The organism is Qipengyuania sp. SM2512 (genome assembly GCF_054954005.1).
Genome location: NZ_CM143134.1, coordinates 2,510,394 through 2,531,558 on the forward strand (window position 1 = coordinate 2,510,394; position 21,165 = coordinate 2,531,558).

Annotated in this window: 23 protein-coding genes and 2 tRNA genes; 14 read left to right on the plus strand and 11 right to left on the minus strand. The window is 65.7% G+C overall.

Annotated elements, in window-relative coordinates:
* The first annotated feature begins 29 nt into the window (after positions 1-29).
* A complete protein-coding gene (locus tag ACQ5J0_RS12530) occupies positions 30-1,028 on the plus strand; it encodes an alpha-ketoacid dehydrogenase subunit beta (RefSeq protein ID WP_462570115.1) in 999 nt (332 codons plus the stop codon).
* A gap of 5 nt (positions 1,029-1,033) precedes the next feature.
* A complete protein-coding gene (locus tag ACQ5J0_RS12535) occupies positions 1,034-2,362 on the plus strand; it encodes a dihydrolipoamide acetyltransferase family protein (RefSeq protein WP_462567838.1) in 1,329 nt (442 codons plus the stop codon).
* A gap of 17 nt (positions 2,363-2,379) precedes the next feature.
* Here ACQ5J0_RS12535 and ACQ5J0_RS12540 read toward each other — a convergent pair whose 3' ends face one another.
* Complete coding sequence (locus ACQ5J0_RS12540; RefSeq protein ID WP_462567839.1) at positions 2,380-2,802, minus strand: hypothetical protein; 423 nt, start codon at positions 2,800-2,802, stop codon at positions 2,380-2,382.
* A gap of 226 nt (positions 2,803-3,028) precedes the next feature.
* Between ACQ5J0_RS12540 and ACQ5J0_RS12545 the strand changes: the two genes are divergently transcribed.
* Positions 3,029-3,105 (plus strand) — tRNA-Asp (locus tag ACQ5J0_RS12545).
* Between the two features lie 17 nt (positions 3,106-3,122).
* Here ACQ5J0_RS12545 and ACQ5J0_RS12550 read toward each other — a convergent pair.
* From ACQ5J0_RS12550 to ACQ5J0_RS12570, 5 genes are all read right to left on the minus strand, one after another.
* Positions 3,123-3,911, minus strand: coding sequence for an Fpg/Nei family DNA glycosylase (locus ACQ5J0_RS12550; protein ID WP_462567840.1), 789 nt, complete (start codon positions 3,909-3,911; stop codon positions 3,123-3,125).
* 52 nt (positions 3,912-3,963) lie between these two features.
* Positions 3,964-4,179 (minus strand): DUF2842 domain-containing protein, encoded by a 216-nt coding sequence (locus ACQ5J0_RS12555; RefSeq protein WP_462567841.1) that lies wholly within the window; start codon positions 4,177-4,179, stop codon positions 3,964-3,966.
* Positions 4,179-4,751 carry a 5-formyltetrahydrofolate cyclo-ligase gene (locus tag ACQ5J0_RS12560; protein WP_462567842.1) on the minus strand — a complete coding sequence of 191 codons (573 nt, stop codon included), beginning with the start codon at positions 4,749-4,751 and terminating at the stop codon, positions 4,179-4,181. Before ACQ5J0_RS12560 ends, ACQ5J0_RS12555 begins: the two co-directional genes overlap by 1 nt.
* A 227-nt stretch (positions 4,752-4,978) precedes the next feature.
* Entirely contained in the window at positions 4,979-5,287 is a 309-nt protein-coding gene (locus ACQ5J0_RS12565) for a cell division protein ZapA (RefSeq protein WP_462567843.1), read from the minus strand.
* Complete coding sequence (locus ACQ5J0_RS12570; RefSeq protein WP_462567844.1) at positions 5,284-5,664, minus strand: hypothetical protein; 381 nt, start codon at positions 5,662-5,664, stop codon at positions 5,284-5,286. Before ACQ5J0_RS12570 ends, ACQ5J0_RS12565 begins: the two co-directional genes overlap by 4 nt.
* Here ACQ5J0_RS12570 and tkt point away from each other — a divergent pair.
* The 3 genes from tkt to ACQ5J0_RS12585 are packed head-to-tail and all read left to right on the plus strand — an operon-like array spanning position 5,663 to position 9,923.
* Positions 5,663-7,642, plus strand: coding sequence for a transketolase (tkt, locus tag ACQ5J0_RS12575; RefSeq protein ID WP_462567845.1), 1,980 nt, complete (start codon positions 5,663-5,665; stop codon positions 7,640-7,642). The two genes, ACQ5J0_RS12570 and tkt, sit on opposite strands and share 2 nt — an antisense overlap.
* A gap of 15 nt (positions 7,643-7,657) precedes the next feature.
* Positions 7,658-8,665 carry a type I glyceraldehyde-3-phosphate dehydrogenase gene (gene gap / locus ACQ5J0_RS12580; protein WP_462567847.1) on the plus strand — a complete coding sequence of 336 codons (1,008 nt, stop codon included), beginning with the start codon at positions 7,658-7,660 and terminating at the stop codon, positions 8,663-8,665.
* A gap of 58 nt (positions 8,666-8,723) precedes the next feature.
* Complete coding sequence (locus ACQ5J0_RS12585; protein ID WP_462567848.1) at positions 8,724-9,923, plus strand: phosphoglycerate kinase; 1,200 nt, start codon at positions 8,724-8,726, stop codon at positions 9,921-9,923.
* A gap of 7 nt (positions 9,924-9,930) precedes the next feature.
* On the opposite strand, the gene ACQ5J0_RS12590 is transcribed toward ACQ5J0_RS12585, so the two are convergent.
* Positions 9,931-10,689: a flavodoxin family protein gene (locus ACQ5J0_RS12590; RefSeq protein WP_462567850.1), complete on the minus strand. Its 759-nt coding sequence runs from the start codon at positions 10,687-10,689 to the stop codon at positions 9,931-9,933.
* A 139-nt stretch (positions 10,690-10,828) separates the two neighbouring features.
* On the opposite strand from ACQ5J0_RS12590, the gene ACQ5J0_RS12595 reads away from it, so the two are divergent.
* Positions 10,829-11,731 (plus strand): fructose bisphosphate aldolase, encoded by a 903-nt coding sequence (locus ACQ5J0_RS12595; protein ID WP_462567851.1) that lies wholly within the window; start codon positions 10,829-10,831, stop codon positions 11,729-11,731.
* An 18-nt stretch (positions 11,732-11,749) separates the two neighbouring features.
* Here ACQ5J0_RS12595 and ACQ5J0_RS12600 read toward each other — a convergent pair whose 3' ends face one another.
* A complete protein-coding gene (locus ACQ5J0_RS12600) occupies positions 11,750-12,157 on the minus strand; it encodes an MBL fold metallo-hydrolase (RefSeq protein WP_462567852.1) in 408 nt (135 codons plus the stop codon).
* A 104-nt stretch (positions 12,158-12,261) separates the two neighbouring features.
* On the opposite strand from ACQ5J0_RS12600, the gene thiE reads away from it, so the two are divergent.
* Positions 12,262-12,909, plus strand: coding sequence for a thiamine phosphate synthase (gene thiE, locus ACQ5J0_RS12605; RefSeq protein WP_462567853.1), 648 nt, complete (start codon positions 12,262-12,264; stop codon positions 12,907-12,909).
* A gap of 63 nt (positions 12,910-12,972) precedes the next feature.
* Positions 12,973-13,647 carry a M23 family metallopeptidase gene (locus ACQ5J0_RS12610; RefSeq protein WP_462567854.1) on the plus strand — a complete coding sequence of 225 codons (675 nt, stop codon included), beginning with the start codon at positions 12,973-12,975 and terminating at the stop codon, positions 13,645-13,647.
* A gap of 12 nt (positions 13,648-13,659) precedes the next feature.
* Here ACQ5J0_RS12610 and ACQ5J0_RS12615 read toward each other — a convergent pair whose 3' ends face one another.
* A complete protein-coding gene (locus ACQ5J0_RS12615) occupies positions 13,660-14,034 on the minus strand; it encodes an elongation factor P (protein ID WP_462567855.1) in 375 nt (124 codons plus the stop codon).
* 138 nt (positions 14,035-14,172) lie between these two features.
* Between ACQ5J0_RS12615 and efp the strand changes: the two genes are divergently transcribed.
* From efp to ACQ5J0_RS12640, 5 genes are all read left to right on the plus strand, one after another.
* Positions 14,173-14,736, plus strand: coding sequence for an elongation factor P (efp, locus tag ACQ5J0_RS12620; protein ID WP_462567856.1), 564 nt, complete (start codon positions 14,173-14,175; stop codon positions 14,734-14,736).
* Between the two features lie 67 nt (positions 14,737-14,803).
* Positions 14,804-15,622 carry an inositol monophosphatase family protein gene (locus ACQ5J0_RS12625; RefSeq protein WP_462567857.1) on the plus strand — a complete coding sequence of 273 codons (819 nt, stop codon included), beginning with the start codon at positions 14,804-14,806 and terminating at the stop codon, positions 15,620-15,622.
* Between the two features lie 70 nt (positions 15,623-15,692).
* Positions 15,693-15,777 (plus strand) — tRNA-Leu (locus ACQ5J0_RS12630).
* Positions 15,778-15,890: 113 nt separating this feature from the next.
* Positions 15,891-17,693 carry an SLC13 family permease gene (locus ACQ5J0_RS12635; protein WP_462567858.1) on the plus strand — a complete coding sequence of 601 codons (1,803 nt, stop codon included), beginning with the start codon at positions 15,891-15,893 and terminating at the stop codon, positions 17,691-17,693.
* A gap of 99 nt (positions 17,694-17,792) precedes the next feature.
* A complete protein-coding gene (locus ACQ5J0_RS12640) occupies positions 17,793-19,130 on the plus strand; it encodes an amidohydrolase (protein ID WP_462567859.1) in 1,338 nt (445 codons plus the stop codon).
* 85 nt (positions 19,131-19,215) lie between these two features.
* On the opposite strand, the gene ACQ5J0_RS12645 is transcribed toward ACQ5J0_RS12640, so the two are convergent.
* On the minus strand, positions 19,216-19,434 hold the full coding sequence (locus tag ACQ5J0_RS12645; protein WP_462567860.1) for a hypothetical protein: 219 nt from the start codon (positions 19,432-19,434) through the stop codon (positions 19,216-19,218).
* Between the two features lie 25 nt (positions 19,435-19,459).
* The gene (locus ACQ5J0_RS12650) at positions 19,460-21,058 is read right to left on the minus strand and encodes an isocitrate lyase (RefSeq protein ID WP_462567861.1); all 1,599 of its coding nucleotides are present in this window, start codon (positions 21,056-21,058) and stop codon (positions 19,460-19,462) included.
* Between the last annotated feature and the right edge of the window lie 107 nt (positions 21,059-21,165).

Genomic DNA, 21,165 nt, shown 5'->3' on the forward strand with positions numbered 1-21,165 from the left:
CCGGGGCGGGCACCGAACGCCGCCTCAACATGATCGAGGCGATCAACGAAGCGCTCGACGTCACCATGGCGCGCGATCCCGATATCGTGATCATGGGCGAGGATGTCGGCTATTTCGGCGGCGTGTTCCGCTGCACCGCGGGGCTGCAGGAGAAATACGGCAAGACCCGCGTCTTCGACACGCCGATTTCCGAATGCGGAATCATCGCCGCGGCGGTGGGGATGGGGGCCTATGGCCTGCGCCCGGTGCCCGAGATCCAGTTCGCCGACTACATCTATCCCGGGCTCGACCAGCTCATTTCCGAGGCGGCGCGGCTGCGCTATCGTTCGGCGGCGGAATACATCGCCCCGATCACGGTTCGCACGCCCTTCGGCGGCGGCATATTCGGCGGACAGACCCACAGCCAGAGCCCCGAGGCGATCTTCGCGCATGTCTCGGGCCTCAAGACCGTCATCCCCTCGACCCCCTATGACGCCAAGGGCCTGCTGATCGCGGCGATCGAGGACAATGATCCGGTGATCTTCTTCGAGCCCAAGCGGATCTACAACGGCCCGTTCAACGGCTATTACGATAAGCCCGCGCAGCCTTGGAAGAAGCACGCCGCCAGCATTGTCCCCGAGGGCCATTATTCCATCCCGCTGGGCAAGGCGCGTATCGTGACCGAAGGCGAGGCGCTCACCGTGCTCGCCTATGGGACCATGGTGCATGTCGCCGAGGAAGTGTGCCGGCAAAAGGGCGTGGATGCCGAAATCCTCGACCTGCGTTCGCTGGTGCCGCTCGATATCGAGGCGATCGAGGCTTCGGTCCGGAAGACCGGTCGCTGCATGATCGTTCACGAGGCGACCCGCACCGCCGGTTTCGGCGCCGAGCTTTCGGCGCTGGTGACCGAACGCTGCTTCTACCATCTCGAAGCCCCGGTGCTGCGCGTGACCGGCTTCGACACCCCCTATCCCCACAGTCTCGAATGGGCCTATTTCCCCGGCCCGGTCCGCATCGGCGAGGCCATCGACAAGATCTTGAGCGAGTAAGCATCATGGCGACTTTCACCTTCACAATGCCCGATATCGGCGAAGGAATCGCCGAGGCGGAGATCGTCGCCTGGCACAAGGCGGTCGGCGACCGGGTCGAGGAAGACGAGGAATTCGTCGACATGATGACCGACAAGGCCACCGTGCCGCTCGAGAGCCCGGTCACCGGGACGATCACCCAGATCGCCGGCGAAGAGGGCGAGATGGTCTCGATCGGCGCGATGCTGGTGGTGATCGAGGTCGAGGGCGAGGTGCCCGAGGATATCGCCGAACAGGTCGAGGGCGACAGCCCGGCTCCGGCTCCGGCGCCCGCTGCAAGCGATGCGCCCGCTCCCAAGGACGAGGACGTCACCCGGCGGATCGAGACCGAGAATCCCGACGCGTCCGACGCCGACGATGCGCGTGCCGCCGACCCCAAGCCGGCCGATCTGCCGGCGCCGACGCCCGCACCTGCTCCAACCTCGCATGCCAAGGTCCTCGCCTCTCCCGCGGTGCGCAAGCGCGCGAAAGAACTCGGCGTGGATCTGGGCGATGTGAAACCCGCCGAGGATGGCCGCGTCCGTCACGGCGATCTCGACAGCTTCCTGTCCTACAGCGGCGGCTATGCACCCGCCGGCCGCGCCCGCGAGGACGAGCAGCGCAAGGTTATCGGCATGCGCCGCCGCATCGCCGAGAACATGGCCGCTTCCAAGCGCAACATCCCGCATTTTTCCTATGTCGAGGAAGTCGATGTCACCGATCTGGAAGTGCTGCGCGGGCAGCTAAATTCCAACCGCGGGGACCGGCCAAAGCTCACCATGCTGCCGCTGCTGATCGCCGCAATCTGCAAGACCGTACCAGACTTCCCGATGATTAACGCCCGCTACGACGATGAGGGCGGGGTGGTCACGCGCCACGGCGCGGTCCATCTCGGCATGGCAGCGCAGACCGATGCGGGGCTGATGGTTCCGGTCATCCGCGACGCGCAATCGCGCAACCTGTGGCAGCTCGCCAAGGAAATCGTCCGGCTCGCCGAGGCGGCGCGCGACGGCAAGGCGACCAGCGAAGAACTCCAGGGCGGAACGCTTACCGTAACCTCGCTCGGTCCGCTCGGCGGGGTCGCGACCACGCCGGTGATCAACCGCCCCGAGGTCGCGATCATCGGCCCCAACCGGATCATCGAGCGGCCGATGTATGTCGCCGACGGGCAGGGCGGCGAGCGGATCGAGAAGCGCAAGCTGATGAACATCTCGATCAGCTGCGACCACCGCGTGGTCGATGGTTACGACGCGGCGAGCTTCGTTCAGGCGCTCAAGCAGCTGCTCGAGGCGCCCGCGCTGCTCCTGGTCGACTGATTAGCGCGTGAGCGGCTTCAGCGCACCACCGCGCTGAAGCTGCGCATCCCGCTTCTGTCGCTAGCGCCGACGCGCCAGCGCAGGTGCGTGACCTCCTCGGGCTGCGCGGCGCGCTGGCCGCGGCGCAGCTCGCTCAGGCGGCCCCATCGCCTGCCGCCTTCGACCGAGACTTCGACCTCATCGTCGGCGGCGCGCTGGTAGGACAGCGTCTCGGGGATCCGGCTCGCCAGCGTGAATGGCCTTGCGGGCCTGCGCCCCTCCCATTGCATCACCAGCACCACCCGGTCGCCGGGCGACAGCGTGGTGGCGGGTTCGAGCGCAACGCCGCCGCCCTGCGCGGTTTCAACGAAGACCGAACGCTGGATCGACAGCGCCGTACCGGTTGCCGCAGCGGCGGTCCCCAGAAACAAAATGCTCGCAATGAGCAGGATCGAACGCATGGAATTGCCCCCCGTAGTGTTCGCGATCCGCTATGCGCTCGCGACCTCAAGATAGGGTTAAAGCGCGTTCACCATCATCGCTTTCGACGGGCGCCGGAGGGGCCGTGGAAAAAGGTTTCGCACAGCTCCGTTTTTTCCTCCGGACGGGCATTGACAGGAATCGGGGGCTGCCTTAGTGGCCCGGCTCCCAAGCGGCGCTGGTCGCTCCCAGTCGCTTCTTAGATGCGCGGGTGTAGCTCAGTTGGTTAGAGCGCCGGCCTGTCACGCCGGAGGTCGCGGGTTCAAGTCCCGTCACTCGCGCCACTTGGGAACCTACCTTTTCACGATTGATGGACCGGACAATAATAGGCCGTCCGGCCGCCCACGTTGCGGTGGGTCAGACTGCCGCCGCATCCGGTGCGCGGGCAGGGTTCGCCGTCTTTGCGGTTGGGAATCAACCAATCGTCTGGAAGGCGGGAATAGTCGGCTTCGACATCGACACCTTTCGACAGTGCCTCCCGCATAATGTCGAATAGAGTGTCGAGCGTTTCATCATCGAGATCGCTTCCCCTAGATGCCGGGTCGAGACCCGTTTGGAACAGGATTTCGTCCGACCACAGATTGCCGATCCCGGCGATGCGGTTCTGATCCATCAGCGCGGATTTGATCGTCGCTTTCGAACCGCCGATGAAATTGGTGAAGACGCCGCGGTCAATCGCCAGCGCATCCGGCCCGAGCTTCTGCGCAAGGATATATTCGTCGGGATCCTCGACAATCTTCACATGGCCGAGCTTGCGCGGGCAGCGGAAGGCCAGCCGGCGGTCGCCTTCGAAGACGATCCGGAACTTGGTGTGGTCGGGCTCCGGCTCGGGCGCGTCATAGGGGATCAGCCAGCCGCTCATCCCGAGATGGACGGTGATCCAGGGGCCGCTCTTGCTGCCGAGGAAGATGTTCTTCCCGTGACGGCGGGTCTCGGTGAACTGGCGGCCCTTGAGGCGGCCCAGTTCGTTGTCGCCGGGCAGGTCGATATGGGCGATGTTGTCGCCCAGTTCTGCGGCCTCGACAGTGCGGTGAAGGCACTCGCGCTCGAGCGTCAGGCGCTGGGCTTCGTTTTCGGGCAGTTCGGGCATGATTGTAGAACCATGGCGCGATTGTCCCGGTTCCCGGCGGCGGGTCCGGCGGCTAGCCCCAGCGGCCGGTTTCCATCCAGATCAGGAAGCGCCGCAGCGGCAGCAGCCAGATCACGCCGAGCACAAGATAGACCACGGTCTGCGCGATTATATGCCAGTTCGCGATCAGCGGCATGACGAAGCTCGCGACGGCGATCCCGTAAGCGAGCAGGGCGACGAGCAGGGCAAGGACTCCGAGAGGAATCCGCAGCGTCGGTTCCTCGCGCATCAGAATGGACCGTAGATGCGGGTGGGGGTCACGACGGCGCTCAGCGGCATGTCGTGGCTCTCCTGCGGGATCTCGGCGACTTTCTGCATGTCCCAGGCGAGCCCGATCGCGGTCGTGCCCGGATGCCCCGCCAGCCAGCGGTCGTAGTGACCGCCGCCCTGGCCAAGCCGCGCACCGGTGTCGGTGAAGCCGATCAGCGGCACGAACAGCAGATCGGGGACGATCGCTTCCGCGGTTGCGACGGGCTGGAACATGCCGAACGGCCCGATTTCGCAGTCGCTTTCCTCGAAGGGATCCTCGTGGCGGGCGAATTCCATATCCGCATTGCGCGTCGCGAAACGCGGCAGCGCGAGCGCATGCCCGGCCTCGAAGAAGAACTTCGCATAGGCGGCGGCGGGTGCTTCGAAGGGTCCTGCGGCATAGAGCCCGATCGTGGCGTCGGCGGGAACGAGTTCGAGCAGCGGCGCGGGCGGGCGATGGAAGATCAGCGCGCGCATGGCGGCCGGGATGGCCTGCACATGCTCGCGGCGCGCGCTGCGCAATGTGGTCCTGAGTTCGCTCTTGTCTGGCACGCGGCGCCCCTGTCGCCCGGCGGACCGGGGTTATGCAAATCGGTGACGGAACCACCATGGGTCGTTTGCCATGAAATCCTCTGACGCGTGGACGTCAGGTGGGCGCCGTATGCACCGGACCCGCAGGACGAACCCGTGATCCGGACAGGGACAGCTCCCTAGGTATTTACTTATAGCCTCAGGGATGTTCATGTGGCTCGTGCCGGGCAGTCCCGCCACTGATCTATTTAGGCGTTCGGATGCGCTTGCTCAAGGGCTTCGGCAGTCTTTTCGAGCCGGAGCGCCAGAGCTTCGAGGCCCTCGGCGATGTCGCCGCGATCCTCGGACCCGCCGGATTTGCGCGCCTCCTCGAGCTCGTCGGCCAGAAACAGCGCCGCAAACAGCAGGTTCTTGGCTTCCATGGCGGGCAATTGGCTGGCGCCTTCGCCCAGCTTGGCATCGACCACCGCGGCGAGATGGCGGATGTGATCCTCCTGACCATCCTCGCAGCGCAGCGTGTATTTGCGCCCGCCGACCGTGAGCACGACCTCGCTCATGGTTCCAGTCTCTCGATCAGCCGGTCCAGTTCTGCGAGGCTGGCGGAAACCGTCTCGCGCAGTATGGCATGGCGCGCGGCCAGATCGGGATCGGCTTCGGGGGGATGGGCGGCGGAGTGCGCGCGGGCGCTGCGCTCGATCCGGCCCAGGGTAGCCTCGATCCTGTCGTAGGCGGAAGCGATGCGATCGTCCGGCATGGTCGCTCCGATATAGGCGGATTCGGCTGCCCGGGCAAAGGCTTGGAGCGCCCTGTTGATAACTCCTCCGAATTCCATCGGGCAAGACCCCGATCGCCTGCCCGGCTTGACCTTGCGCCACGCCTTCGCGATGGCTTCGCGCGCGCCGAATCGCCCCCATTTCCCGGAGAATTGCAGCATGAGCCTCGAGACACCGCGCATGGTCCAGATGGCCAATGCCATCCGGGCTCTTTCGATGGATGCGGTGCAGGCGGCCAATTCCGGCCACCCCGGAATGCCGATGGGCATGGCCGATGTCGCGACCGTGCTGTGGAGCGAATATCTCAAGCACGATCCCGACGCCCCCGATTGGGCCGATCGCGACCGCTTCGTGCTCAGCGCTGGCCATGGATCGATGCTGATCTACAGCCTGCTGCACCTCTCGGGCTATGCCGCGCCGACGATGGACGATCTGCGCAATTTTCGGAAGCTGGGCAGCCCTTGCGCCGGCCATCCGGAGAATTTCCTACTCGACGGCGTCGAATGCACCACCGGCCCGCTGGGCCAGGGGCTGGGCATGGCGGTGGGCATGGCGATCGCCGAACGCCATCTCAACGCGCAATTCGGCGACGAACTGGTCGATCACCGCACCTGGACGATCGCGGGCGACGGCTGCCTGATGGAAGGCCTCAATCACGAGGCGATCGGGCTGGCGGGTCATCTCGAGCTTGGCCGGTTGATCGTGCTGTGGGACGACAACAGGATCACCATCGACGGCGCGACCGATCTCTCCACGAGCGAGAACATCATGGCGCGCTACGAGGCGACCAACTGGCATGTTGTCGCCTGCGACGGGCATGATTTCGCCGATATCCGCCGCGCGATCGACGAAGCGGTCGCCGACGAGCGCCCCTCGCTGATCGCCTGCCGCACCGTGATCGGCAAGGGCGCGCCGGGCAAGCAGGGCACAAGCGCCACCCATGGTGCGCCGCTCGGCGACGAGGAAATCGCCGCCGCGCGCAAGGAACTGGTCTGGGATTCGCATCCTTTCGAACTGCCCAAACAGGTCGAGTCCGACTGGCGCGAGACCGCCAATCGCGGGGCGAAGCTGCATACCGAATGGCTCGGCCGGCTCTCCGCCGCCGACCAGCGCGGCGAGTTCGGGCGCCGAATGGCCGGCGATCTGCCCGAGGGGTTCAGTCTCGAATCCTATATCGACGATTTGATCGCCGAGCCGCAGAAAGTCGCCACCCGCAAGGCCAGCGAGATGGCGCTGGGCGCGATCAACGATTCTCTGCCCGAGACGATCGGCGGCAGCGCCGACCTGACCGGATCGAACAACACCAAGACCGGCGGGATGGAAGCCTTCACCGCCGAGAACCGCGGGGGGCGCTACATCTATTACGGCATTCGCGAATTCGGCATGGCCGCGGCGATGAACGGCATGGCGCTGCACGGCGGGGTGATCCCCTATGGCGGCACCTTCCTGGTCTTCACCGACTATTGCCGCGCCGCGATCCGGCTCTCGGCGCTGCAGCAGGCGCGGGTGGTCTATGTCATGACCCACGACAGCATCGGGCTGGGCGAGGACGGTCCGACCCACCAGCCGGTGGAGCACGTCCAGTCGCTGCGGATGATCCCCAATCTGCTGGTCATGCGCCCCGCGGATACGGTCGAGACCGCCGAATGCTGGCAGATCGCGCTCGAGCAGCGCGACCGGCCAACGGTGCTCGCGCTTAGCCGCCAGAACCTGCCGCAGCTGCGCACCGAGGCCCAGCCGACCTCGCTCAGCGCGAAGGGCGGCTACCGCCTCAAGAGCCCCGAGGGCAAGGCCAGGGTCACGCTGATCGCGACCGGTTCGGAACTTCAGCTCGCGGTCGAATGCGCCGAGCGGCTCGAGGGGGAGGGCATATCTGCCGCGGTGGTGTCGATGGTCTGCACCCAGCTGTTCGACGAGCAGCCCGATTCCTACCGCGCCGAGACCATCCCGGCGGATTCGCTGCGCGTCTCGATCGAAGCGGGGACGACCTTCGGCTGGGAACGCTACACGGGCGAGCACGGGCTCAACATCGGGCTCGACCGCTTTGGCGCTTCCGCCCCGGCGGAAGACCTGTTTGCCAAATTCGGTTTCACGGCGGATGCCATCGTTCCGCAAATCATGAACAAACTCAAAGCCTAACCAGGAGTTATTCGCATGACCACCAAGGTTGCAATCAACGGTTTCGGACGGATCGGCCGGCTCGTGGCGCGCGCCATTCTCGAGCGCGACGATCACGATCTGGAACTGGTCTCGATCAACGATCTCGCCGACACCAAGGCCAACGCACTGCTGTTCCAGTACGACAGCACCCACGGCCGCTTCCCCGGGACGGTCGAGACCGGCGACAAGACGATCACGGTCAACGGCAAGACCATCCAGGTGACCTCGGAGCGCGAGCCCGGCAATCTGCCGCATGCCGCACAGGGCATCGATATCGTCCTCGAATGCACCGGCTTCTTCCAGTCGCACGAAGCCGCCGAGCCGCACCTCAAGGCGGGCGCCAAGCGGGTGCTGATCTCGGCGCCGGCGAAGAACGTCACCGCCACCGTAGTGTACGGCGTGAACCACGATGTTCTCACCAGCGAGGATTTGATCGTCTCCAACGCGAGCTGCACCACCAATTGCCTCGCGCCGGTGGCCAAGGTGCTCCATGAAACCGTCGGAATCGAGCGCGGCTTCATGACCACGATCCATTCCTACACCAACGATCAGCGCATGCTCGACCAGATGCATTCGGACATGCGCCGGGCGCGCGGCGGGGCGCAGAACATGATCCCCACCACCACCGGCGCGGCGCGCGCGGTCGGGCTGGTGCTGCCCGAATTGAACGGCAAGCTCGACGGCAGCTCGGTCCGCGTACCGACACCCAATGTCAGCCTGGTCGATCTGGTCTTCACCCCGACCCGCGACACCAGCGTCGAGGAACTGAACTCGGCGCTCAAGGCGGCTGCCGATGGTGCGATGAAAGGCGTGCTCGACTACACCGACCAGCCGCTGGTCTCGAGCGACTTCAACCATTATCCGGCCAGCTCGACCATCGACAGCCTGGAAACCTCGGTCACCGACGGCAAGCTGGCGCGCGTGGTCAGCTGGTACGACAATGAATGGGGCTTCTCCAACCGGATGATTGACACCGCCGGAGTGATGGCGAAGCTCATCTGATCTGCGCGACGGGGGGCCGGAACATCGGCTCCCCAATGCACCCATTCGAGGAACACCAATGCCGTCCTTCAAAACTCTCGACGATCTCGGCGATCTCACCGGCAAGGTCGCGCTGGTGCGCGTCGATCTCAACCTGCCGATGCAGGACGGATCGGCGACCGACGTCACCCGCGTCGAGGCTTCGAAGGACACCATCCTCGAGCTCGCGGACAAGGGCGCCAAGGTGCTGCTGCTGGCGCATTACGGCCGCCCCAAGGGGCAGCGCAACTCGACCATGAGCGTCAGCTTCGTCCAGGGCGATGTGAGCGATGTGCTCGGGCGCGAGATCATGTTCATTCCCGAGGTCATGGGCCCGGTGGTCGAGCAGTCGATCGGCATCCTGCGCGCGGGCGATATCGGTCTGCTCGAGAACGTCCGCTTCTGGCCGGGCGAGGAAGCCAACGACCCCGAATTCGCGCGCGGGATCGCGGCGCTGGGCGACATCTACGTCAACGACGCCTTCTCGGTCTCGCACCGCGCGCATGCCTCGACCGAGGGGCTGGCGCATCTGCTCTCTGCCTATGCCGGCCGTTCGATGGAGCGCGAGCTGAAGGCACTCGATGCCGCGCTGGGCAATCCGCAGACCCCGGTCGCGGCGGTGGTCGGCGGCGCCAAGGTCTCGAGTAAGCTCGATGTGCTGAGCCATCTGGTGGGCAAGGTGCAGCATCTGATCATCGGTGGCGGCATGGCCAACACCTTCCTCGCTGCGCGCGGCGTGGCGGTGGGCAAGAGCCTCGCCGAGCACGATCTGGTGGCGACCGCCAACCGGATCATGGACGAGGCCGATCACGCCGGTTGCACGGTGCATCTGCCCTATGACGTCGTGGTCGCGAAGGAGTTTGCCGCCAATCCGGCGAGCCTGCGCACCTGCAACGTCCACGAGGTCGCCGAGGACGAGATGATCCTCGACGTCGGCCCGCTCGCGGTCGAGGCGCTCGCCGACGTCCTCAAGACCTGCCGCACGCTGGTCTGGAACGGCCCGCTTGGCGCGTTCGAGACCCAACCCTTCGACGAGGCCACGGTAGCCCTGGCGCGCACCGCTGCAGCGCTGACGCAGGACGGATCGCTGGTTTCGGTCGCGGGCGGGGGCGATACCGTGGCCGCCCTCAACCAGGCGGGCGTCGCGGCGGATTTCACCTATGTTTCAACCGCCGGCGGCGCCTTCCTCGAATGGATGGAAGGCCGCGACCTGCCCGGTGTGGCTGCGCTGATCGGCTGACGCTGCTTCAGCGGTGCTCGGGGTTCGGCGAGTCGAAACGCCGGCCCTCGTTCCACAGGTCGACCGAATTGCCATGGCAGGGGATGCCGCCCGCGTCCTTGAGCATGCGCGCCATATGCATCAGGTTCCAGGTCGCGAAGGTAGTGTTGCGGCGGGTGAAGTCGTTGTCGAACCCGACGCGGCTTTTGCCGTCCTCGGTCTCGTCGCCATAGCTCGGGCCCGGCCCCGCCTCCCCGACCCAGCCGGCGTCGGCCTGCGGCGGGATGGTGTAGCCGATGTGCTGCAGCGAGTAGAGCACGCCCATGCCGACATGCTTGATGCCGTCCTCATTGCCGGTGACGATGCAGCCGCCCGTCTTGCCGTAGAAGACGTATTGGCCCTTGGCGTTGGTCTGGCCGGAGTGGGCGTAGAGACGCTCGATGAGCTGTTTGCAGACCGAGCTTTTCTCGCCCAGCCAGATCGGCGTTCCGATCACGAGGATATCGGCCGCTGCGACCTTTTCCCAGATCTGCGGCCAGTCGTCGCGCTCCGCGCCGCGCTCGGTCATGTCGGGATAGACGCCCGGCGCGATGACGTGGTCGACCAGGCGGACCTGCTCCAGTTGCACGCGGTTGCGCTCGAGGATCGTCTCGACCACGCCCAGCAGGGTGGCGGTATGCGAACTCTCGGGCGAGCGCTTGAGCGTGCAATTGATCGTCAGCGCCTTCAGATCCGAAAATTCGGTCGGATTGGTGTCGCACAGTCTTTCCTGGGTCTCGTCGAGCATCGATTTTTCTCCATGGCTTGCCATGGGAATACGCATGATCGCCGCCAAAGTTACCTGCATTGGCCAGTTGCGGCGACTCCGGGGGCTGGGTATGGCCCGCGCATGATCCGAAAATGACGCCAACAGCAGGGATTGTCTTATGAACTTCGAAGAAATGAAGGCGCGTATCGCCACCGGTCAGGGCTTTATCGCCGCGCTCGACCAGTCGGGCGGATCGACCCCCAAGGCGCTGAATGCCTATGGCGTCGAGGACAGCGAGTGGAACGGCGAAGAAGAGATGTTCGCCAAAATCCACGAGATGCGCTGCCGGATCGTGGATTCGCCTTCCTTCTCCAATGGCAAGGTGCTCGGCGCGATCCTGTTCGAGAAGACCATGGAAGGCTGCGGCAAGGACGGTTCGCCGATCCCGGCGCTGCTGGCCCGCCGCAACGTGGTCCCCTTCCTCAAGGTCGACAAGGGGATGGAGGACGAGGCCGACGGCGTCCAGCTGATGAAGCCGATCCCGAATCTCGACGCCTTGTGCGCGCGGGCCAAGGAGCTCGGCGTGTTCGGGACCAAGATGCGCTCGGTGATCCACGAGGCGAACCGCGACGGCGTGGCCGCGATCATCGCGCAGCAGATGGATTTCGGGCTGCAGATCCTGAGCAAGGGCCTCATGCCGATCCTCGAGCCCGAGGTCAGCCTCAAGAGCGAGACCCGCCCGCAGGCCGAAGCACTGGTGCTGGCGAATGCGCTCGATCAGCTCGAGCGGGTGCCCGAGGGCCAGCAGGTGATGTGGAAGCTGACCATCCCCAGCGAGCCCAATCTCTACAAGCCGCTGATCGACCACCCCAAGGTGCTGCGCGTGGTCGCGCTCTCGGGCGGCTATAGCCGCGAGCAGGCCTGCCGCGAGCTGGCGAAGAACGACGGCATGATCGCCAGCTTCAGTCGCGCGCTGCTTGAGGTTCTCGAAGCCAAGATGGACGATGCGCAGTTCGACCAAGCGCTGGGCAATGCGATCGACGAAATTACCTGCGCCAGCACGGGTGAGACCGCGGCCTGACCGTCCGCAGCCGGCGGGCTAGCGTCCGCTGGTGAAGGTGAAGCGATAGGCGCCGGGCGGGGTTTCCTGCCCGGCGCTTTGAACTGGCGAGACTGCGGCCAGAAGGAAACTGCGGTTCATGACCTGATGCGGCTCGCCCAGCGTCAGAGGGACGGTCTGCTGCCAATGGGTCGAAGTGATCCGGGTCGAGACCGTCAGCTTGCCGGCCTGAACGCATTGCGCATCGACCGGGCAGCGGCTGTCTTCGACGACGGCCAGCGGGGTGACGATCGCGTCCCCCAGCCACGCCGATTCCCCCAGCGCGACCGGCGTTCCCTGGCTCGCCGCCTCCTGCCCGACGCGCGGCGTATCCGGGATGATCGCGCAAGCCCCGAGCGCGGGAAGGGCGAGGAGCAGGGCGGAGCGAGCGAGGATCGGGGTTTGCATGGTACCCGCTTGGGTGCGAGTCGCTGTCGCGCGGCTGAATGGCCAGTCCCGGAGCTCTGCTTGCGGGCGTGACGAAACCGCCGCCCGGCGCTAACAGCCCCCCCATGACCGATATTGGATGCCAGCTTTACCTGATCTCGCCGCTCGACGTCGGCGGTGACTTCCCCCAGCGGCTCGAACGTGCGCTCGAGGCCGGCGGCGGGCTCGTTACCGCTTTCCAGCTGCGGATCAAGGACCTCGACCAGCACGAGGCGGCGCGGCTCGCGCAGCCGCTGCAGGCGCTCTGCGCTGCGCACGATGTCGCCTTCATCGTCAACGACAGCGTGCCGTTGGCCAAGCGGATCGGGGCCGACGGGGTGCATCTGGGGCAGGGCGACGGCGATCCGCGCGAGGCGCGCGAGGAACTGGGTCTCGAAGCGCAGATCGGCGTCACCTGCCACGCCTCGCGCCATCTGGCGATGGAAGCGGGCGACGCGGGCGCCGACTACGTCGCCTTCGGCGCCTTCTTCGACAGCACGACGAAATCCAGCGACCACCGCGCGGACACCGAGATGCTCGTATGGTGGAGCGGACTGTTCGAGATTCCCTGCGTTGCGATCGGTGGGATCACCCCCGGCAATTGCCGCCCGCTGGTCGAGGCCGGGGCCGATTTCCTCGCGGTTTCGGGCGCGGTCTGGAACGGCGACGAGGCCGCGGCGGTGAAGGCTTTCGCGGCGCAGATCGAGGCGGCCCAGACCCAGTCTGCGCAATAGGCGGCACCTGCCGCCCGGTCGATGCCGCTGGAATGTTTGGGCCGGCCCGGTCTATAGCGCGGTATGGGCCTAATCGATCGCATCCTCACCATCATTGTAACCGCTACCCTGACCAGCGCGGTTTGGATCGTCGCGGGCGGCAGCCTGATCGAGAACGCCACCAGCGATAACCAGCGCGGCGCGACGCGCCCCGCCGAGGCTGCGCCGAGCCCATCGCCTGCCATCGACAGCCTGCCGAACGACGCGGCACCCGCCGAACCGCTCGACGGCGAGCCCGATCGTGAGCCTGCCTCGGGAAACAGCGACAATCTCATGATCCCGGTGCTCAATATCCGCGCCTCCGACCTCAGCGACACATTCACCCAGGCGCGCGGCGACGGCGCGCGGCTGCACGAGGCGCTCGACATCATGGCCCCGGTGGGCACCACGGTGCGCGCGGCGGGTGCGGGCACAATCGAGAAGCTGTACCGCTCGCGCGCGGGCGGCAACACGGTCTATGTGCGCACCAGCGATGCCACCACGATCCATTATTATGCCCATCTCGACGAATATGCCGAGGGCCTCAAGGAGGGCCAGCGAATCCGGCGCGGACAGCGGCTCGGCACGGTGGGGAGCAGCGGCAATGCCGAGAGCGACACGCCGCACCTGCATTTCGCCATCCTGCAGACCACCGCGGATGCCCAATGGTGGGAACCCGCCAACGCGATCAACCCCTATCCGCTGCTGACCGGCGAGTAATCCGGGGGAAGGCTAGCTGCCGACGCGGTGACAGCGCAACCGGCCCAGCTCGCCATCGGCATCGACCTGCTGCAGCAGACCCGAGGCGTGGCGCCGCATCCGCATGTCCTTCATCGGCCCGCGGGTGAAGATCACGTCGTGCCCGGTCAACAGATAGGTCCCCTTGCCCTGGGGGCTGACGTAGCGCGATGCGCTCGAGATCGAGAAATTGTAGGCCGGATCGACCACCCAGGCCTCGCCCGCGGCATCTCCCGGCAACCCGCACTCGTAGCGGCCCTGCGGCAGCGTTCCGATCCGGTCGCGGGCACCGGCCTGCGCGAGGTCGGCACCGAACAGCGAGAGGCCGCAAAGGGCGAGAAGGGCGAGAAGGGCGGGTCTGCGTATCATGACGGAGTATCCGCACGATAGCGCAGCCCCGCCGGCGACGCCACCCACCTTGCTCCGAACCGACCGCTCGGCTAAGCGCCGCGGCACGTGCGGTGGCGCGCCCTCGCGCGCCGCTCCCCCAATCGAAGGCAGAACCCCATGAAGATCAGCGGTGTGGACATCCGTCCCGGCAATATTCTCGAATATGAGAAGGGCATCTGGAAGGTGGCCAAGATCCAGCATACCCAGCCGGGCAAGGGCGGGGCCTATATGCAGGTCGAGATGAAGAACCTGCAGGACGGCCGGAAGACCAATGTCCGATTCCGCAGCGCCGACACGATCGAGAAGGTCCGGCTCGAGACCAAGGATTATCAGTTCCTGTTCGAGGACGGCGAGGCGCTGGTGTTCATGGACCAGGAAAACTACGAGCAGATCAATCTCGATACCGACCTGCTGGGCGACGAGCGTCCCTTCCTCGAGGACGGCATGGTCGTCACGCTGGAACTGTGGGAAGACCGCCCGATCTCGGTCCAGCTCCCCGACCAGATCGAGGCGACTATCGTCGAGGCCGATGCGGTGGTGAAGGGGCAGACCGCCTCCTCCAGCTTCAAGCCCGCGGTGCTCGAGAACGGGGTACGGGTGATGGTTCCGCCGCATATCGAGAGCGGCACGCGGATCATCGTCGATGTCTATGCGCGCAGCTATGTCGGCAAGGCCGGCTGAGCGCGACGCTTTGCCCAGGGGCGCCGCCTGTGTGCGGCAGGCCCCGCGTTGAAAGAACAGGAAGACCATGCCAGCCCTATCCGGATTGATCCGCGTCATGGAACGCGCCGCGCGCAAGGCGGGCAACCGCCTGCGCCGCGATTTCGGCGAAGTCCAGCACCTCCAGGTGAGCCGCAAGGGCCCCGCCGATTTTGTCTCCAAGGCCGACCAGATCGCCGAGCGCACGCTCTATGACGAACTGCTCGCCGCGCGCCCCGACTGGGGCTTCGTGCTGGAAGAGGGCGGCACGATCGAGGGCGATCCCGACAAGCCGCGCTGGATCGTCGATCCGCTCGACGGCACCAGCAACTTCCTCCACGGCATCCCGCATTTCGCGATCTCGATCGCGGTGCAGGAACCCAAGCCCGGCGGCGGCGGATGGGACGATGTCAGTGCCGCGGTCATCTACCAGCCGATCACCGACGAGACCTTCTGGGCCGAAAAGACCCGCGGCGCCTGGCTCCACGACGGACGGCTGCGCGTCTCCGCGCGCTCGCGCCTGGACGAGGCGCTGGTCGCCACCGGGATCCCCTTCATGGGGCATGGCGACTTCGGCGAATGGACCAAGATCTTCGCGGCGATCGGCCCGCAGGTGGCGGGTATCCGCCGCTATGGGGCGGCCTCGCTCGATCTCGCCTGGCTCGCCGCCGGCCGCTTCGACGGCTTCTGGGAAAGCGGGCTCAAGGATTGGGACACCGCTGCGGGCTGCCTGATCGTGCGCGAGGCGGGCGGCTTCGTCTCCGACTTCCGCGGCCGCTCGAACCCGATCCATTCGGCGCAGATTCTGGCCGCGAACGACTCGCTGCATTCGCGGCTGCACAAGCTGCTCGCCGGCGCCTTGCGCTAGCGGTGAAGGCGCGGCGGCAAGCCGCTTGAAAGCGGCACCCGGTCCCGCTATCCGCCGGTTACGCGACGATGCCCCTGTGGTGGAATTGGTAGACGCGCTCGACTCAAAATCGAGTTCCTAACGGAGTGCCGGTTCGATTCCGGCCAGGGGCACCACCGCCCATGCTGCGATCCGATCGCCAAGCCTGGTCGCACCGGCACGGCAATTCGTATCTCGCGCGCCGAATTAACTTGTGTTCACCCGCCAGCTTTGGGAATCGCGCCGGCATATGATGCCCGGCATTCCCAATCCTCACGCGATCGCGGCGCTTGCCGTCACCATCGCGATGTTCATCGGCTTTGCCCGCGGGCGGCTGTCGGTCGAGATCGTCTCGCTGCTGACCATCGCGGTGATCGCGGTCGGGCTCTATTTCTTTCCGCTGCCGGGGACCGGACCGACCGAGGGGCTCGAGCTCGCCTTCGCCGGATTCGGTCACTACGCGCTGATCACCATCTGCGCGCTGATGATCATGGGACGCGGACTGGTGGTGACGGGGGCGCTCGAGCCCGCCGCCCGCTTCCTCGAGCGGATGTTCAAGTTCAATCTCCAGATCGGGCTGCTGGTCTCGCTGGTGCTGGCGATGCTGCTGTCGATGGGGGTCAACGACACCCCGGTGCTGGTGCTGCTGCTGCCGATCTTCGTCACGCTGGCGGCGCGCGGCGCGATGCCCGCCTCCAAGACGCTGATCCCGCTCAACGCCGCGGTGTTGATCGGCGGGATGGCGACCACGATCGGCACTTCGACCAATATTCTGGTGGTGTCGATTGCCGGCGATCTCGGGATGCCCCCGATCGGGGTGTTCGACTTCACCCCGATCGTGCTGGTCGCGGCGCTGGTGGCACTGCCCTATCTGTGGCTGGTCATGCCGCGGCTGCTGGGCGACAATTCGGTCGCGCAGACCGGGATCAACCGGCGCTTCTCCGCGCGCTTGCGTGTGACCGAGGGCAGTCTGCTCAACGGCAAGCAACTGGCCGAAATCCTCCCGCGCCTGCCCGCCGATATCGAGTTTCACGAGGCTCCGACCGGGCTGCTGCGCCCGCAGCAGCGGCTGCGGATGTCGGGCCCGCATGAGTCGCTCGAAGAAGCGATGCGCCTGCTCAAGGGCGAGGCTGCGCCCGGCTGGGTGCTCGACCGGATCAAGCGCAAGGGGGAGGAAACCCGCCAGGATATCGTGGTGGTCGAAATGACCGTCACCGGCGATTCGCGGCTGATCGGCCGCACGCTGCCCAGTTCGGGGATCGCCGATCTCTACGGCGTGGCGGTGGTGGGTATCCATCGTCCCGAGCGGTTGATGGGCCCGGACGACAAATACAGCGAAGGCGGCGATCTGCGCCTGGCCGAGGGCGATGTCCTGCTGGTGATGGGGCTGCCCGACGAACTGCAGGCTTTCGCACGCAGCGACAGCTTGCTCACGCTGGAAGGCATGCGCGAACTGCCGCGCCGCTCCAAGGCGGTGCTTTCGGGAGCGATCATGCTCGGCTCGGTCGGGACCGCCTCGGTCGGCCTGCTGCCCATCGCCATCGCCGCGCTGGGCGGAGCGATCCTGATGTTCGTCACCGGCTGCGTCAAATTCGACCGGGTGGGCCGCGCGCTCTCGGCCAAGGTCATCGTGCTGATCGCGGCCAGCATCGCGATCGGGCGGATCGTCGACGACAGCGGTGCGGCGCTCTGGCTGGGGCAATTGCTCGCCTACGGGCTGCAATATCTCGCGCCCGCAGCGGTGCTTGCCTCGATCATGCTGTTCGTGACGGTGCTGACCAATTTCGCCTCCAACGCCACCGCGGCCACGGTGGGCACGCCGATCGCCTTCGCCATCGCGGCGCAGCTCGGTCTGCCGGCCGAACCGCTGATCCTCGCGGTGCTGTTCGGCTGCAATCTGTGTTACGCCACTCCGATCGCCTATCAGACCAACATGCTGATCATGGCCGAAGGCTCCTACGAATTCCGCGACTACATCCGTACCGGCGTGCCGTTGGTGATCCTGATGGTGACCACGCTCTCGATCATGCTCGTGCTGACCTACGATCTTTGAAGCGATCCGTGAGGTCTTTCCTATGCGGGCCGGGTCTGCAACACTGATCCGGACGATTGCATCACGCCGATGTCATCACAGAGGGGGAGAAACACGACCATGAGATTGTCACGACTGAGCCTGGCCGCGACCATATCGGCCACCGCACTGGCCTTTGCCGCTCCGGTGCAGGCCGACGATCTGCGCGACGATTTGATGGCGGACATGCCCGAACTGATGGAGCTCTACCGCGATCTTCACGCCAACCCCGAACTCAGCTTCGAGGAGCACGAGACCGCCGCCAAGCTGGCCGCACGGATGCGCGATCTCGGCTTCGAGGTGACCGAAGGCGTCGGGCAGACCGGCGTCGTCTCGGTGATGCGCAATGGCGAGGGGCCGGTGGTGCTGCTGCGCGCCGACATGGACGGGTTGCCGGTGGTCGAGCAGACCGGGCTGCCCTACGCCTCGACAAAGACCGCGACGCCCGCCAGCGGGGTCACCACCGGGGTGATGCACGCCTGCGGCCACGACACGCATATGGCGGGCTTCATCGGGGCGGCGCAATTGCTGGTCGACCGCAAGGACCAGTGGCAGGGGACGCTGGTGATGATCCTCCAGCCCGCCGAGGAGATCGGTCTGGGCGCGCTCGCCATGCTCGAGGACGGTCTCTACACCCGCTTTCCCAAGCCCGATTACGCGGTTTCTTTTCACGACGCGGCGCAGTTTCCCGCCGGGATGGTCGGCTATTCGCCCGGCTTCGCGCTGGCCAATGTCGACAGCGTCGACATCACCGTTCCCGGGGTTGGCGGGCACGGCGCCTATCCGCACACGACCAAGGATCCGGTGGTGCTCGCGAGTTCGATCGTGATGAAGCTGCAGACGCTGGTCAGCCGCGAAAGCTCGCCGCTCGATCCGGCGGTGGTAACCGTCGGGAGCTTTCACGCCGGCGCGAAGCACAACATCATCTCCGACGAAGCCAAGCTGCAGCTGACCGTGCGCAGCTATTCGGACGAGTCGCGCAAGCTGCTGCTCGACGGGATCGCGCGGATCGCGCGCGGCGAGGCGATGGCGGCGGGGATGCCCGAGGACAAGATGCCGGTCGTGACGGTGGAGGATCCCTATACGCCCTCGACCTACAACGACCCCGATTTCACCGAGACGGTGATGGCGCATTTCCGCACCCGCTTCGGCGAGGAGCGGGTGATGCAGGTGCCCAGCGTTATGGGCGGCGAAGACTTCGGTCAGTTCCGCCGCGCCGCGCCCGACGATGTCGAATCGCTGATCTTCTGGGTCGGCGGGGTGCCGCAGGAGCAGCTCGACAAAGCGGCGGCAGGCGAGGGTTCGCTGCCGTCGCTGCATTCGCCGTTCTGGGCCCCCGATGCCGAGAAGGTGATCGCAACCGGAGCGGAAGGTCTCGCCAGCGCGGCACTGACGCTGATGCCCGCTCGGGGCGGCTGAGCAACTCGCTTAAAAAAGTTACGGCCGCCGGCGTGCCATAAGCACTCCGGCGGCCGCTTTCTCCTCCCCAGGAGAAAAGGGTCAGCTACTCGGCGTCGGGCGCATAGGTGCCGAGCCGGTGATGCAGCGCGTTGATCTTCGCCAGTTCCTCGCGATCGTCGGTCTGGCGCGCATGGCTCGACAGCGCGGTGCGCAGCAGGCGGAAATCGGCGGTCGAGAGCAGGGCGCGGGCGCGGCCCGGCTCGCGGCCGGGTTCACGGGCCGGTTCGGGTGTGGCTGCGCCAGAAGTGGTGTCGGTCGTCATGGCAAGATCCTCTCTCCGCTGCGGCTCATGCGGCCGCGAACTGGTTCATGGTATTGTCCTTGCCGCCGGCCTTCAATGCCGCTTCGCCGGCAAAATATTCCTTGTGGTCGTCGCCGATGTCGGAGCCGGCCATGTTCTGGTGCTTCACGCAGGCGATGCCTTCGCGGATTTCGCGGCGCTGGACCTGCTCCACATAGCCCAGCATGCCCTCTTCGCCGAAATAGCGCTTGGCGAGATTGTCGGTGCTGAGCGCGGCCGTGTGATAGGTCGGCAGCGTGATCAGATGATGGAAGATGCCCGCGCGCTTGGCGCCATCGGCCTGGAAGGTTCGGATCTTTTCGTCCGCCTCGATCCCCAGCTCGGTGCCATCGTAATCGACGCTCATCAACCGGGCGCGGTCATAGGCCGACAGATCCTTGCCCGCCCCTTCCCAGGCATCATAGACCTGCTGGCGGAAATTGAGCGTCCAGTTGAAACTGGGCGAATTGTTGTAGACCAGCTTGGCGTTGGGCACCTGCTCGCGGATGCGGTCGACCATGCTGCCGATCTGGTCGACATGCGGCTTCTCGGTCTCGATCCACAGCAGATCGGCACCGTGCTGCAACGCGGTGACGCAGTCGAGCACCACCCGGTCCACCCCGGTGTCGGCGCGGAACTGATAGAGGTTCGAGGGCAGCCGCTTGGGGCTGAGCAGCTTGCCGTCGCGGCTGATGAAGACCTGGCCATTGGTGACATTGGCGGGGTCGACCTCCTCGGCATCGAGGAAGGCATTGTACTGGTCGCCCAGATCGCCGGGCTCCTTGGAGAAAGCGATCTGCTTGGTGAGGCCGGCGCCCAGCGAATCGGTACGCGCGACGATAATCCCCTCGGGAATGCCGAGTTCGAGGAAGGCGTAGCGGATCGCGCGGATCTTCTGGAGGAAGTCCTCATGCGGCACGGTGACCTTGCCGTCCTGATGGCCGCACTGCTTCTCGTCCGAGACCTGGTTCTCGATCTGCAGCGCGCAGGCGCCCGCTTCGATCATCTTTTTGGCGAGCAGATAGGTCGCCTCGGCATTTCCGAAACCGGCGTCGATATCGGCGATGATCGGCACGACATGCGTCTCGTGATTGTCGATCGCGGTCTTGATGCGCTTGGCCTCTACCTCGTCGCCGCGCTCCTTGGCGGCATCGAGTTCGTGGAACATGCCCCCCAGTTCGCGGGCATCGGCCTGCTTGAGGAAGGTATAGATCTCGCCGATCAGTCCCGACACACTGGTCTTCTCGTGCATCGACTGGTCGGGCAGGGGGCCGAAATCGCTGCGCAGCGCGGCAACCATCCAGCCCGAGAGGTAGAGATAACGGCGCTTGGTGGTCCCGAAATGCTTCTTGATCGAGATCATCTTCTGCTGCGCGATGAAGCCGTGCCAGCAGCCCAGCGACTGGGTGTAATGCGCGGGATCGGTGTCATAGGCATCCATGTCCGCGCGCATGATCTTCGCGGTGTATTTCGCAATGTCCAACCCGGTAGGAAAGCGGTTCTGGACCTGCATCCGCGCCGCGCTCTCGGCGTCGATCGCTGCCCATGGCGCGCCATTGTCCCCGATGGTCTTGGCAAAATCATCGACGGTGGCTTGATAGGTCATGTGCATCTCCTGTGAATCTCGTTGCACTCAACTTGCGCCTTGGCGCCCAGAATGACAGGAAAACTTACAAGCTATCTTGTCAAATCGGGCGTTCCGCCGCTAAATAC